This is a genomic window from Pseudomonas sp. DG56-2 (assembly GCF_004803755.1).
GTDB classification, from domain to species: domain Bacteria; phylum Pseudomonadota; class Gammaproteobacteria; order Pseudomonadales; family Pseudomonadaceae; genus Aquipseudomonas; species Aquipseudomonas auratipiscis.
Window position 1 is genome coordinate 1167684 of the sequence record NZ_CP032311.1, and the last position, 13685, is coordinate 1181368.

Consider the following 13685-nt stretch of genomic DNA (forward strand, 5'->3'; position numbering starts at 1 on the left):
TCCAATGAAGCCTGTTTTCGGCACAACAACAGGCATACGAACATGGCGACTTGCGGTGAAGTACTGGTAAAACTCCTTGAAGGCTATGGTGTGGACCATGTCTTTGGAATTCCCGGCGTGCATACCGTGGAGCTCTACCGTGGGCTGGCACGTTCTTCTATCCGACACATCACCCCGCGTCACGAGCAGGGCGCAGGCTTCATGGCTGATGGCTACGCGCGCACTCGTGGCAAGCCGGGTGTCTGCTTCATCATTACCGGTCCGGGAATGACCAACATCACCACCGCGATGGGCCAGGCCTATGCCGACTCGATTCCGATGCTGGTGATTTCCAGCGTGCAGTCGCGCAACCAGTTGGGAGGCGGGCGCGGCAAGCTGCATGAATTGCCGGCCCAGGGCAGTCTGGTCGCGGGTGTTGCGGGCTTTTCGCATACCTTGATGAGTGCCGATGATCTGCCGATGGTGTTGGCCCGTGCCTTTGCGGTGTTCGAGGGGGGGCGCCCGCGCCCGGTGCATATCGAGATTCCATTGGATGTCCTGGTTGAAGACGCTGATCACCTGTTGAACAGTACGCCTGTGCACATCGCCCGTGCCGGTGCTGCCCCGGCAGCCGTGACGCAGATGGCGACACTCTTGGCCAGTGCACGACGCCCGCTGATTCTTGCCGGTGGCGGTGCCATCGATGCCAGCGGGGAGCTGACGCGCCTGGCTGAATATCTGCAGGCGCCGGTGGCGCTGACGATCAACGCCAAGGGTGTGCTGCCCTCCAACCACCCGCTGCAGATCGGTTCGACCCAGTCGCTGGTGGCAACCCGTGAGTTGGTAGCCGAGGCGGATGTGGTGCTAGCGATTGGCACCGAGCTCGCCGAAACCGACTATGACGTGACCTTCAAAGGTGGCTTCGAGATCCCTGGCCGTTTGCTGCGAATCGACATCGATCCGGACCAGACGGTACGCAACTACCCGCCAGAGCTTGCGTTGGTCGCCGACGCTACAGTCGCTACCCAGGCGCTACTCGTAGCGTTGGCCGATCAGCCGACGCCGGTGCGCGCTGCGCAGTGGGGCGCCGGCCGCGCGGCACGTTTGCGTGAGCGGCTGTTGGCTGATTGGGATGCGCCAATGCACAGCCAGACCCGCATGCTCAAGACCCTGCTCGAAACCTTGCCCAATGCCGTGTTGGTGGGCGATTCGACTCAACCGGTCTACACCGGAAACCTGACCCTGGACATGGATCATCCACGGCGCTGGTTCAATGCCTCAACCGGCTACGGCACGCTGGGCTACGCTTTGCCGGCAGCCATGGGCGCGTGGCTGGGCAGTGCCGAAGCCATTGAGAACCGGGCGCCAGTCATTTGCCTGATCGGTGATGGCGGTTTGCAGTTCACCTTGCCGGAATTGGCCAGCGCAACCGAAGCGCAGGTGCCGCTGATTGTCTTGCTGTGGAACAACCAGGGCTACGAGGAAATCAAGAAGTACATGGTCAACCGCGCCATCGAGCCAGTGGGCGTGGATATTCATACCCCAGACTTCATCGGTGTGGCCAAGGCTCTAGGCTGTGCCGCCCAGGCTGTGAACGATGTCGAGCAACTGCGTGAGGCGTTGCGCCAGGCGAGTGACCGCAAGGGACCGAGCCTGATCGAAATCGATCAGAACCGCTGGATGCAGGTGGTGCCGGCATGATCAAAACTCCAGGGGTCTACATCAACGGTGTCTGGGAGCTTGGGCGCCAGCCGCTGGCGGTGATCAACCCCAGCAACGAGCAGCAATTGGCTGAAGTGGCGGGCGGCGATGGCGCGGCGGTAGCGCGTGCGACCCTGGCAGCTCGAGCTGCATTCGCAGAGTGGTCGAAAACATGCGCAAGCGAGCGTGCGGTGGTACTGCGCACGATTGCCGAGGGTGTCGAGGCGAGTCGTGAGCGCCTGGTGTTCCTCCAGGCCAGCAACAATGGCAAGCCGCTCGCCGAAGCACACATCGACGTCGACGATGTCATTGCAACGTTCCGCTACTACGCCGAGCTTGCCGATCAACTCGATGCCGGGCAGGACTGCCCAGTGGCACTGCCGAGCGAGGATTTTGTTGCGCGGTTACGGCGCGAGCCGTGCGGTGTGCTCGGCTTGATCGTGCCCTGGAACTTCCCCATGGTGACTACCGCCTGGAAACTGGCCCCGGCATTGGCGGCTGGCTGCTGCGTGGTGCTCAAGCCTTCGGAGGTTACGCCGTTGGCGGAGCTTGAACTGGCCAACGTGATTGCCCAGGCAGGCTTGCCTGCTGGCGTGTTCAACCTGGTCTGTGGCACCGGAGTCGACGTCGGTGCAGCCTTGGCGGCGGACCCGCGTATCGCCAAGGTGTCCTTTACCGGCAGCAATGCGGTGGGGGTCCAAGTGATGCAGCGCGCCGCGGAAACCGTCAAGGGCGTTAGCCTGGAACTGGGTGGCAAGTCATCGTTGCTGGTGCTTGAGGCGGCTAATCTTGATCTGGCTGTTGAGCTGGCGTGTTTGGGCGGTTTCTTCAATGCCGGGCAAATGTGTTCGGCCACCAGTCGCGTATTGGTTGCTGAGGCCTTGTACCCGGACTTTGTCGCTCGTCTGAAATGTCGGGCAGAGGCCATTCGAGTCGGCGACCCGTTCACGGGCGAAAGTGAAATGGGTGCACTGGTCAACCAGGCGCAATACCGGCGCGTGCAGCAACATATCGCTGCAGGCCTGGAGGCCGGCGCGCGACTGCTGTGCGGTGGCGCGCGGCCATCAACGCTGTCGAGCGGGTACTACATAAGCCCCACCGTGTTCACCGATGTGCCCTTGGACAGTGCGCTGTGGTGCGAGGAAATCTTCGGTCCGGTGCTTTGTGTACGTTCGGTGGCCGACGAAGCCCAAGCTGTGGCACTGGCCAACGACAGCGAGTTTGGGCTGGTGGCCAGTGTGGTCAGCAGCGACTTGATCGCTGCCGAGCGGGTGGCCAACGCGCTTGAGGCTGGCTTGGTGTGGATCAACGCGCCGCAAGTGATATTCCCGCAGACCGCTTGGGGTGGCTACAAACAAAGCAGCATCGGGCGGGAGCTTGGGCCTTGGGGATTGAGCGCCTTTCAGGAAATCAAGCACGTGCTCCGAGCGGTGTAGGTCGGTCCACCTATCGCCGGCAAGGTCGGTTTCAACTTTACTCAGGTTCATTGCCATTGCCATTGCCATTGCCATTGCCATTGCCATTGCCATTGCTGTGCTTCTACCTACACAAATCGTGCAGACGCCACAAATCGTCCCTTCAGTAGTCCGAATGGAACCCTTGCGTAGTGGGGCGACGGCCATGGATGGCCGGCGAGCGCCGCAGGGCCAGGACGGCCCTTCGGCGCGGTCCCCACGGGAGCAAGGGTGGAATGAGGGAACCCGAAGCGCAGCGTAGGGCCGGATGCAGGGACAAGGGGTTTTGCCCACTTTTGCCCCGACAAAAGTGGGTCGCCGTAAAGGCGAAACCAGCCAGTTGCGCCGCTGCATCAAACGGATATGCCCATCGCCACTCGAGCCACATTCCGGTGCTCACCTGCGGTCGGCCAACTGTGTAGTCAATGACACATACAGCCAGACGCCGATCCACTGGCGTGAATAAACCTGACCGCGGCCCATAATGCGTCAACCATGTCTGCGCACACGTGTCAGCGATGTGTCCGGTCTCTACAGGACGCTGGCTACCACCGACTGGGGCACTGCACTCCTAAAGTGCACTTCGCAAACGCGCCAAATCCCGTACAGGCGGGGCGCCGTACAAGCGGCTGTACTCCCGGCTGAACTGCGACGGACTTTCATAGCCCACTCGATACCCGGCCACCGCCGCTTCCAGGCCGTCGTTGAGCATCAGCCGACGAGCCTCCTGCAGGCGCAGTTGCTTCTGGTACTGCAGAGGGCTCATGGAGGTGACGGCCTTGAAGCGGTGATGCAGGGTAGAGCTGCTGAGGTTCACCTCACGGGCCAGATCATCGATGCGCAGCGGACGATCGAAGTGCTGGTTAAGCCATTCAATCGCTTGGCACACGCGGTGGGTCTGGCTGCTGGACATGGCTATTTCATACAGGCGATAACCCTGCGGACCGCGCAGCAGGCGATAGAGAATTTCCCGCTGGATCAGTGGCGCCAACACCGGTATGTCTTTTGGCGTATCGAGCAGGCGTATCAGGCGCAGCAAGGCATCGAGCAGTAATGGATCGGTGCGCTCGACGTACAGTCCACGCCCCGAAGGCAATGCCGGAACACCCATGGGGCCGGCCTCGGCAATCAGGTTATTGATCTGCGCCGGGTCGATGTTCATGCGCACCCCAAGGCTGGGATTCTCGGGGCTGGCCTCCAGCAATACACCGCTGATTGGCAGTGCCACCGACAACACCATGTAATTCAACGGATCGTAGAGGTAGCGCTCGTCTCCCAGGCAGATTTCCTTGCTGCCGTGGGCAAGAATGCACAAGGCCGGCTGCGCCAGGGTCGGCATGGAGCGTACGCTTTCTTCGTATTGCACCAGGAACAAGTCTTCGATGGCCGATTCACCACTGACGCTGCGCGGCGCATGACGGCGAACCAGGTCCGCCAGTTCCTGGCGCTGTAGTTCCAGGGCCGGATCGAGTATTGGGCGATCAGAGGCAGGTGTAGACATCGCGGTACTTCCAGAAAAGGACTTGAGCAGCATAGGTATGTGCAAGCAGCGACGCTAGCCGAATGCTGTCGTTGGCTTGCCTGATCCTGCCGCGCGCAGGATCAGGCAAGCCGGTGACAGGAATGGCCTAACGGCGCACGCGATGCATCTCCTAGTCTTGGCAGCCTGACAGTAACAACGGGCTGCTCTAGGAGAAATACCCATGACCTTGCCGCAACCGGTCACCCATCTTGCTTTTATCCGTGCCAGCAGCGGTCGCTCCGTGGAACTGGGCGAGCGCTTGCGCCAATTGCTCGAACCGTCCCGGGAGTGCCCTGGCTGCCTGCACTTCAACCTGCAACAGTCACAAGCGGACGCTGATCTGTGGTTGCTCAGCGGCCTGTGGCGTGATCAGCAGGCGATGAGCGGCTATTTTGCTTCGCCCACATTGGACCTGTTTGGTGAACTGGTTCAAGCCCAGGTGGTCGCCAGTCTGGACCTGCATACCTTTGGGGAACCGTCTGCGGGTTAGAATGACGCTTTCAAGTAATCGATGTGGATGTGAAACACATGGCACGTAAAGAGTTTGCGCAGTTCGAAGCAGTATCGGCAGCTGTTCGCGGCGATGAGGGGTACTGCGCTGCGATCGCCGTGAAAGGCCTGGGCGCCACGGGGGCGCCGCGGTTTCATAAAGTGCTCGAAGGGCAGACGTTCAAGACAGCCATGGCCGCTGACGAGGCTGCCTGCTCCGAGCTTGAACGCCTGCAAGACGTCAGTGACGACGCCGATCTGGTCTGGTAACTCAGCCGTTGACCTGCGGGCGGGCCATCTTGAACAAGTTACCCAACTCGAAGTAATCAGCAGGGCCACCTCCACGCAGGATTGGCTCGGCGGCAGCGGTGTCGTAGATGCCGTCCTTGAGCAGGTGTTCGGCAATATGCACCGCCACCACTTCGCCCAGAATCAACCAACTGGGCACCAGCATCTGGTCTGCTCGCTGCAGCTGAATGATCTGTGTCACCTTGCATTCGAAGGACACCGGACTTTCCTGTACCCGCGGTACAGCGATGACCTTCGAGGCAACCGGTGTAAGGCCGCTCAAGGCAAACTCATCGACGTCGGCCGCCACCGCCGCACAGCTCTGGTTCATGGCTTCGGCCAGTGGTCGCGTCGCCAGGTTCCAGGCGAATTCGCCGGTTTTCTCGATATTGTTCAGGCTGTCTTTGCGCCCGACACTGGAGAAACCGATGATGGGCGGAATGTAGTTGAAGGCATTGAAGAAGCTGTACGGCGCCAGGTTCAAGCGACCTTGCTCATCCTGGGATGAAATCCAGCCGATGGGGCGGGGGCCGACGATGGCGTTGAACGGATCGTGAGGCAGGCCGTGGCCGTTTGCGGGTTCGTAGTAGTACATCTGCGCTGGCCTTGCGGCCTTCCCTTGGTGAAAGCGTCTAGTGTGCCAAGGCTTTGTCCGACTGAAAACGATTAAGCCCGGCCGAAGCCGGGCTGATTGCAGCGCATCAGGGTTAGCTGATGCGGTGAGCCTGGGTGCGATCAAAGCCGTCTTCGGCAAATCTGGCCGCGCCAGTACGGTCAAAACCATCTTCGGCAAACTTGGCAGCACCGGTGCGATCAAAGCCGTCTTCGGCGAATTTGGCTGCGCCGGTACGATCGAATCCGTCTTCTGCGTATCCCGCCGACTGGGTTTGTACCGCACTGAAGTTGTGGCCATTGGTGCGATCAAAACCGTCTTCTGCAAAAGCGTTGGCAGCCAGTACCGAGAAGGCCAGGGTGAGGATCAGTTTGGTTTTCATGGTCGTTGCTCCGAGGTGGTGAGAGGTTGTTTGTTTCTATGTGTTCAATGCTACGCTGATTAAATTGATTAAAAAGCGCAAAAAATAGCGCTAAAAAATCAAGTTATTCGATGTGTATGGCGACGTTACATCTCTCTAACTCAATGAGTGGGATGGTGGCGCCGGTGATGAACACCCTCTCAACCGCGGATTAATGCGGCGTTAAACATAAAAAAGGGGCGTCCACTGCTGGACGCCCCTTCGCGCTGCATCAGGCCAAGCCTCAGTCGGTGGTGATCCGCGAATGCTTGCGGGTGTCTTTCATGAACACGTACACCAGCAACGAACAGGCGATACAAGCGGTCACGTACCAGTAGAAACCGGACTCCATGCCCTGGGCCTTGAACCACAGTGCGATGTATTCAGCGGTGCCGCCGAAGATCGACACGGTCAGTGCGTAAGGCAGGCCGACACCCAGGGCGCGGATTTCGGTTGGGAATAGTTCAGCTTTGACCACCGCGTTGATCGAGGTGTAGCCACTGACGATGATCAGTGCTGCCATGATCAGGAAGAACGCGCCCCACCAAGTCTGGATGGTGTGCAGCGTGGTCAGGATCGGCACAGTGCACAGGGTGCCCAGTACACCGAAGGCGATCAGGATCGGACGACGACCGATTTTGTCGGACAGGCTGCCAACGATCGGTTGCAGGCACATGAACAGGAACAGTGTGGCGGCCGAGATGGTGGTGGAGTCGGAGATGCTCATGCCCACCGTATTCACCAGGTACTTCTGCATGTAGGTGGTGTAGGTGTAGAAGGCCAGAGTACCGCCCATGGTCAGGCCGACCACGGTGGCCAGTTCCTTCGGATGACGCATCAATGTGCGCATCAGGCTTTCCTTGGACTTTTCCTTCTTGGTGAAGGAGGCGGTTTCTTCCATGCCACGACGCAGGTACAGGGCCACGACCGCGCACAGGGCGCCGATCACGAACGGTACACGCCAGCCCCAGGCATACAGTTGCTCGGTGGTCAGCGTTTGCTGCAGGACGATCAGCACCGCCAGAGCGATGAGCTGGCCCGAGATCAAGGTGACGTACTGGAAGCTGGAGAAGAAGCCACGACGATCTTTGGTCGCCATCTCACTGAGGTAGGTGGCCGAGGTGCCGTATTCGCCACCCACTGACAAGCCCTGCATCAAGCGCGCTACCACCAGCAGGACTGGGGCGGCTACACCGATGGTTTCGTAACCAGGCGTCAGGGCGATTACCAGCGAGCCTGCGCACATCAGCAATACCGAGGCCATCAGTGCGGCCTTGCGTCCCTTGCGGTCGGCGTAGATGCCCATCAGCCAACCGCCGATTGGGCGCATCAAAAAGCCGACCGCGAAGATTGCGGCGGTATTGAGAAGCTGGGCGGTAGAGTCCCCGGCAGGGAAGAAGGCTTTGGCGAAGTACAGGGAAAACGCGGCGTAGACGTACCAGTCGTACCATTCGACCATGTTGCCGATCGAACCACTGAAAATGGATTTCAGGCGACTGCGGGTAGTTTTTTCCGTGGCGGGCGCAATGGCCGCCCCGGCTGGCAGGGTGGTGGAGTTATCCATCTAGGGGACCTTCATCGTTATTTTTGTGGAGCGCGCCGAAACGCAACCTGACAGGGCTATAGCAGGAGCTGTGCCAGGTTCTGAAGGGCCGGCCTAGAAGGGTTTGAGCGTGTTGATGAGCGGAAATCCGCCCATGTCAGCCTTGGTGCTAGGCAAGATTCCGCTTATCGGGGGCTGTCTAAAGGAAGTCTTCGCGCATCAAGCCATGACGCTGCATCTTTTCGTTAAGCGTGCGGCGCGGCAGTTGCAGCTCTTCCATGACCGCTTTGATCTCGCCTTTGTGCCGGCTCAGGGCTGCACGCAGGCACTGCGCCTCGAACGCTTCCTGCTGGGCCGCGAGTGACTGCCCGGATTCGACCGCGGCAATGTCTGGTTCACCCAGACCAAGGGCATGACGCTCGGCAGCGTTGGCCAGTTCGCGAACGTTGCCGGGCCAGGCGTGGCTGAGCAGTTGGCCCAAATGAGCGCCGCTCAAGGCTGGCGCACTGCGGCCCATGCGCTCGCCGGCCAGACGGGCAAAGTGCTCGAACAGCAGGGGGATGTCTTCGCGCCGCTCGCGTAGCGGTGCCAGGCGCAGTTCCGCCACATTCAGACGGTACGCCAGGTCCTCGCGAAAACGTCCGGCGCGCGCTTCTTCGAGCAGGTCCGGCTTTGTCGCGGCGATGATGCGCAAGTCGACAGTGATGCTCTGGTTGGCGCCCAAGCGTTCCAGCTTCTGCTCTTGCAGTACACGCAACAGCTTGGCTTGCTGGGCCAGAGGCATGCTCTCGATTTCGTCGAGAAACACCGTGCCGCCATTGGCATATTCCAGCTTGCCGATGCGCTTGCCCTGCGCTCCGGTGAAGGCACCGCTTTCATGCCCGAACAGTTCAGCCTCGAACAATGCTTCGGGAATGGCGGCGCAGTTGAGTGCGACGAACGGTTTGTCGGCTCGCGGGCCGAAGTCGTGCAGACAGCGCGCGACCTGCTCCTTGCCACTACCGGTTTCGCCACGAATCAGTACGTTGACTGGCAGACTGGCCAGGTCCAGCACTTGTCTGCGCAACTGCTGCATGCCGTGCGACATTCCCAGAAGGTTAAGCTCAAGACGTGCCTTGAGGTCGGCCTGTTCATGCAGGCGGCGATTCTCCAGGACCAATTGGCGTTTCTCCAACGCCCGGCGCAGGCTGCCCAACAGGCTTTCCGGACTGAACGGCTTTTCCAGAAAATCGTAAGCGCCATTGCGGATGGCCTCGACCGCCATGGGCACATCGCCGTGCCCGGTCAAAAGGATCACTGGCAGGTCGGCATCACGTGCCTGAAGCTGATCGAGCAATTGCAGGCCGTCCATTCCAGGCATGCGCACATCACTGAGAATCACCCCTGGAAAGTGTTCGGGCAGTTGCTTCAGGCAGTCGTCGGCGCGGCTGAACAGTTGTACGTCGAAACCGGACAGACTCAGCCACTGCTCGACTGCAGTGCGGATACTGGCTTCATCATCGACAACCATTACCGAATTGAACATCAAGGCTCCAGATCGTAAGGCAGAGTAAAACTGAAACAGGCGCCGCCAGGTTGATTGTCTACCTCCAGGCGGCCGCCGGCCTCATGAATGATGCCATAGGAAATCGCCAGGCCCAGGCCCAGTCCGTCACCCACAGGTTTGGTGGTGAAAAACGGGTCGAAGACACTGCTCAGGTGCTCGGCGGATATACCCCCGCCACTGTCGAGCACGCTCAGTCGCCAATGTTCGGCCACGGCTTCGATACGGATCTCCAGGCGTTTGTAGCTTTTACCGGCCATGGCGTCCAGGGCATTGCGCAGCAGGTTGATCAGTACTTGCTCCAGACGAATGGCATCGCCGCGTATCCAGGCCGGGCGGGCCAGGTACTGAGCCACTTCGACCTGTTCGGCGCGAATCCGTGCATCCAGCAACTGTAGAGCCTGATCAACCACGGTGGCCAGGTCCAGGCGCTCGCGCAGGCCGCTGGGGCTGTTGCGGGCGAAGGTTTTCAGGTGACCGGTAAGTGCAGCCATGCGCTTGAGCATTTGCTCCAGCGGCTCCAGCGCCAGGCGCGCCTCATCGAAACGCTGGTTGTCGAGCAGCAGGCGCAGGGTGGCCAGTTGCATGCGTTGAGTGGTCAGCGGTTGATTGATTTCGTGCGCCAGGGCCGCCGACATCTGGCCCAAGGCGGCCAATTTGGCGGATTGCACCAACCCCTCTTGGGCTGTACGCAGCTCGCGGGTACGCTCTTCGACCAGGCGCTTGAGTTCTTCACGGCTGCGCTGGCGCAGGCGTGCCAGGCGCAAACGCTGGCTGATGAACAGCAGCGCGAATACCAGGCTCAGCCACACCGCTGCAGCAGCGAGTGCAGCATTGCGGCCATCGTCGCTGACCTGTGGCTTGCGCAGCAGGTGCAAGGTCCAGCCCTCGGCCTGCAAAGGCAAACTCTCCCAAATGTATTCGGTGTTGCCTTCAGGACCCTGGACCCGCATCAATTGGCTGTTGTCACCAAAGCGGTTGAGCACCTGATGCTGCAACGGCACCAGTTGTTGCTTGTCGTACTGACGGGTAGCGGCAAGTTCGGCACGGTCAGCGCTGCTCAGTGGACCAAGGTGGCGGTAGCGCCAGCCGTCCTGGTTGGCAATGAAGATGATCCCGCGAGCATCACTGACCAGCAGAATGTCGTTGCCTTGGCGCCATTCGCGTTCCAGTTCCGGAAATTCCAGTTTCACCACCATGGCGCCGAGAAAACGCTTGTTTTCATCCTGCACCGCGCTGGAAAGGAAATAACCGGGGACGCCGCTGGTCACGCCAATGGCATAGAAACGTCCACTGCCGTGGCTACGGGTTTGTTGGAAGTACGGACGAAAACCGTAATTGGAGCCGACGTAGGTGCTGGGCAAGCGCCAGTTGCTGGCAGCCACGGCAAGGCCGGTTCGGTCGAGCAACTCCAGGGTCGAGGAGTTGGCGGCGCCATTGATGCGTTCAAGCTTGCGATTGAGGGCATCCTGAACCTGTTCGTTGACCGGGCCTGCGAGTGCGTTGATCAATTCCGGGTCAAGGGCGAGGACTGCGGGCAGGGCACGGTAGCGTTCGATCAAGGTATGCAGCGACGTGGCGTACAAGCCCAATTGCTGGCTGGCGCGCCCGGCATCTTCGACCATCGACTGACGCTTGGCATGGTGCATCGCCCAGCCTGCAGTGAGGAGCATGCCGGCAAGGATGAAAAAAACGATCAGGCCCAAACGCAGGGCGCGGTACGAGTAGGGCATGGTGCGAATCCCGGCAGATTGAGAAGGCCTCCTGGCCTTCCCTTGGTGCTTGGCGGCGGCTTACAGCAGTTTGAAACGCTGCTGCTGTACGGTTTGCGAGTCCAGGCCGACCTGGACATTGAAATCGCCGGGTTCCGCTGCCCATTGCAGTTGGCTGTTGTAGAACTTGAGGTCTTGTTCGCTGATCTGGAAGCGTACAGTACGTTCTTCACCTGCTTTGAGCATGAGCTTCTGGAAGTTCTTCAACTCCTTCACCGGGCGGCTCATGGACGCGGCAACGTCTTGCACATACAACTGCACCACGGTTTCGCCGTCACGCTTGCCGGTGTTTTTCACACGTATGCTGGCTTCGAGGGACTGACCCTTTTCCAGGGTCTTGCTCGACAGCGTCAGCGCCGACAGGCTGAAGTCGCTGTAGCTCAGGCCGTAGCCGAAAGGGTAAAGCGGACCATTGGGTTCTTCGAAGTACTGCGAGGTGTAGTTACCAGGCTTGCCCGGGGTAAACGGCCGACCGATGCTCAGATGGTTGTAGTACATCGGGATCTGGCCGACAGAGCGCGGGAAGGTAATCGCCAACTTGCCCGACGGGTTGTAGTCACCGAACAGAACGTCGGCAATTGCGTTGCCACCTTCGGTGCCGCTGAACCAGGTTTCGAGAATGGCATCGGCCTGTTCACGTTCCCAGGCCAGCGACAGTGGGCGGCCGTTCATCAGCACCAGTACCAGAGGCTTGCCGGTGGCTTTAAGGGCCTTGATCAGCTCGCGCTGAGCCGCGGGAATTTCCAGCGTGGTACGGCTCGACGACTCGTGGGACATGCCACGGGACTCACCGACCACGGCCACCACGACATCGGACTGTTTGGCTGCCTTGACGGCCTCGTCGATCAGCACGGCGGCCGGACGTGGGTCGTCGACGATTTCCGGAGCATCGAAGTTGAGGAAGTTCAGGTAGTCGAGAATGGCTTTGTCGTGGGTGATGTTGGAGCCTTTGGCGTAGATCACCTTGGCTTTGTCACCGAGCACCTGACGCATGCCTTCGCGCACCGTCACCGACTGATGCGGGCGACCGGCTGCGGCCCAACTGCCCATCATGTCGATGGGCGCGTCCGCCAGCGGACCGACCAGGGCAATGGTGCCAGCTTTTTTCAGTGGCAAGGTTTGCTCGTGGTTTTCCAGCAACACCAGGCTGCGACGTGCTACATCACGCGCTTCGGCGCGGTGCAGGCGGTTGTCGGCGTAGGTGTCGGCCGGGTCTTCACTGGCCTTGCCAATGCGTCGGTAAGGGTCGGCGAACAGGCCCATGTCATATTTGGCGCCCAGTACTTCACGCACGGCATTGTCGATGTCGGCCTGATCGATTTCACCCGCCTTGAGCAGGCTGGCCAGTTCCTCGCCGTACAACGAGTCGTTCATGCTCAGGTCGATGCCGGCCTTGATCGCAAGCTTTGCAGCCTCACGGCCATCGCTGGCCACGCCGTGGCGAACCAGTTCGGTGATGGCTCCGTGGTCACTGACGGTTACGCCTTTAAATCCCCAGTCCTTGCGCAGCAGGTCCTGCATCAGCCAGGTATTGGAGGTGGCTGGTACGCCGTTGATCGAGTTCAGGGCAACCATCACCCCGCCAGCGCCTGCATCGATGGCGGCGCGGTAAGGCGGCAGGTATTCGTTGAACATCTTCGTCGGGCTCATGTCGACGGTGTTGTAGTCGCGTCCGCCTTCCACCGCGCCGTACAGGGCAAAATGCTTGACGGCAGCCATCAGGCTGGTGGGCTCGGCCGGGCTCTTGCCCTGGAATGACTCGACCATTACCTTGGAAATGCGTGAGACCAGATAAGTGTCTTCGCCAAAACCTTCACTGGTGCGGCCCCAGCGCGGGTCGCGGGCGATATCGACCATGGGCGCGAAGGTCATGTCGATACCGTCGGAGGCGGCTTCAAGGGCGGAAACCCGGCCAACCTTGGCGATTGCATCCATGTCCCAGCTCGACGCCAGGGCCAGGCTGATCGGGAAAATCGTGCGATGGCCATGGATCACGTCATAGGCGAAGAACATCGGGATCTTCAGGCGGCTGCGACCTGCCGCGTCCTGCATCGGACGGTTCTCGGCACGGGTGATCGAGTTGAAGGTTCCGCCAATGCGGCCTGCGGCGATTTCCTTGCGGATCATTTCCCGGGGCATCTCCGGGCCGATGCTGATCAAGCGTAATTGGCCGATCTTCTCGTCCAGGGTCATCTGGCCCATGAGGTCGGCGATGAATACTTGTTTGTTCTTCAGCGGATCGGCAGATGTGTCGGCAAGGGCCGACTGACTGGCCAGGCTGACAAGGAGGCCCAGCAAACACAGCTTATTCATTAAGTTCTTTTCTCAAGGCTCATGGCAGTATTCACGGTGATACTGCCCAGCCGAAGTTGGGGAAGCGG

11 protein-coding genes are annotated in these 13685 nt (G+C 60.2%); 4 read left to right on the top strand and 7 right to left on the bottom strand.

Annotation, left to right across the window (positions count from 1 at the left end):
- The first annotated feature begins 42 nt into the window (after positions 1-42).
- Both D3Z90_RS05495 and D3Z90_RS05500 read left to right on the top strand, forming a co-directional pair.
- Entirely contained in the window at positions 43-1680 is a 1638-nt protein-coding gene (locus D3Z90_RS05495; RefSeq protein WP_136474780.1) for a 5-guanidino-2-oxopentanoate decarboxylase, read from the top strand.
- Complete coding sequence (locus tag D3Z90_RS05500; RefSeq protein ID WP_136474781.1) at positions 1677-3116, top strand: aldehyde dehydrogenase family protein; 1440 nt, start codon at positions 1677-1679, stop codon at positions 3114-3116. The genes D3Z90_RS05495 and D3Z90_RS05500 overlap by 4 nt, the downstream gene beginning before the upstream one ends.
- A gap of 589 nt (positions 3117-3705) precedes the next feature.
- Here D3Z90_RS05500 and D3Z90_RS05505 read toward each other — a convergent pair.
- Entirely contained in the window at positions 3706-4635 is a 930-nt protein-coding gene (locus D3Z90_RS05505) for an AraC family transcriptional regulator (RefSeq protein ID WP_136474782.1), read from the bottom strand.
- Positions 4636-4837: 202 nt separating this feature from the next.
- On the opposite strand from D3Z90_RS05505, the gene D3Z90_RS05510 reads away from it, so the two are divergent.
- Entirely contained in the window at positions 4838-5146 is a 309-nt protein-coding gene (locus D3Z90_RS05510; protein WP_136474783.1) for an antibiotic biosynthesis monooxygenase family protein, read from the top strand.
- A 38-nt stretch (positions 5147-5184) separates the two neighbouring features.
- Entirely contained in the window at positions 5185-5415 is a 231-nt protein-coding gene (locus D3Z90_RS05515) for a hypothetical protein (protein ID WP_136474784.1), read from the top strand.
- Between the two features lies 1 nt (position 5416).
- Here the strand turns inward: D3Z90_RS05515 and D3Z90_RS05520 are convergent, their stop codons facing one another.
- The 6 genes from D3Z90_RS05520 to bglX all read right to left on the bottom strand — a co-directional run bounded on the left by D3Z90_RS05520 (position 5417) and on the right by bglX (position 13617).
- The gene (locus D3Z90_RS05520) at positions 5417-6028 is read right to left on the bottom strand and encodes a flavin reductase family protein (RefSeq protein ID WP_136474785.1); all 612 of its coding nucleotides are present in this window, start codon (positions 6026-6028) and stop codon (positions 5417-5419) included.
- 112 nt (positions 6029-6140) lie between these two features.
- On the bottom strand, positions 6141-6428 hold the full coding sequence (locus D3Z90_RS05525; protein ID WP_136474786.1) for a hypothetical protein: 288 nt from the start codon (positions 6426-6428) through the stop codon (positions 6141-6143).
- Positions 6429-6690: 262 nt separating this feature from the next.
- The gene (locus D3Z90_RS05530; protein WP_136474787.1) at positions 6691-8010 is read right to left on the bottom strand and encodes an MFS transporter; all 1320 of its coding nucleotides are present in this window, start codon (positions 8008-8010) and stop codon (positions 6691-6693) included.
- A gap of 178 nt (positions 8011-8188) precedes the next feature.
- The gene (locus D3Z90_RS05535) at positions 8189-9514 is read right to left on the bottom strand and encodes a sigma-54 dependent transcriptional regulator (protein WP_136474788.1); all 1326 of its coding nucleotides are present in this window, start codon (positions 9512-9514) and stop codon (positions 8189-8191) included.
- Complete coding sequence (locus D3Z90_RS05540; protein ID WP_136474789.1) at positions 9514-11265, bottom strand: ATP-binding protein; 1752 nt, start codon at positions 11263-11265, stop codon at positions 9514-9516. The genes D3Z90_RS05535 and D3Z90_RS05540 overlap by 1 nt, the downstream gene beginning before the upstream one ends.
- A 60-nt stretch (positions 11266-11325) precedes the next feature.
- Positions 11326-13617 (bottom strand): beta-glucosidase BglX, encoded by a 2292-nt coding sequence (gene bglX / locus D3Z90_RS05545; RefSeq protein WP_136474790.1) that lies wholly within the window; start codon positions 13615-13617, stop codon positions 11326-11328.
- Between the last annotated feature and the right edge of the window lie 68 nt (positions 13618-13685).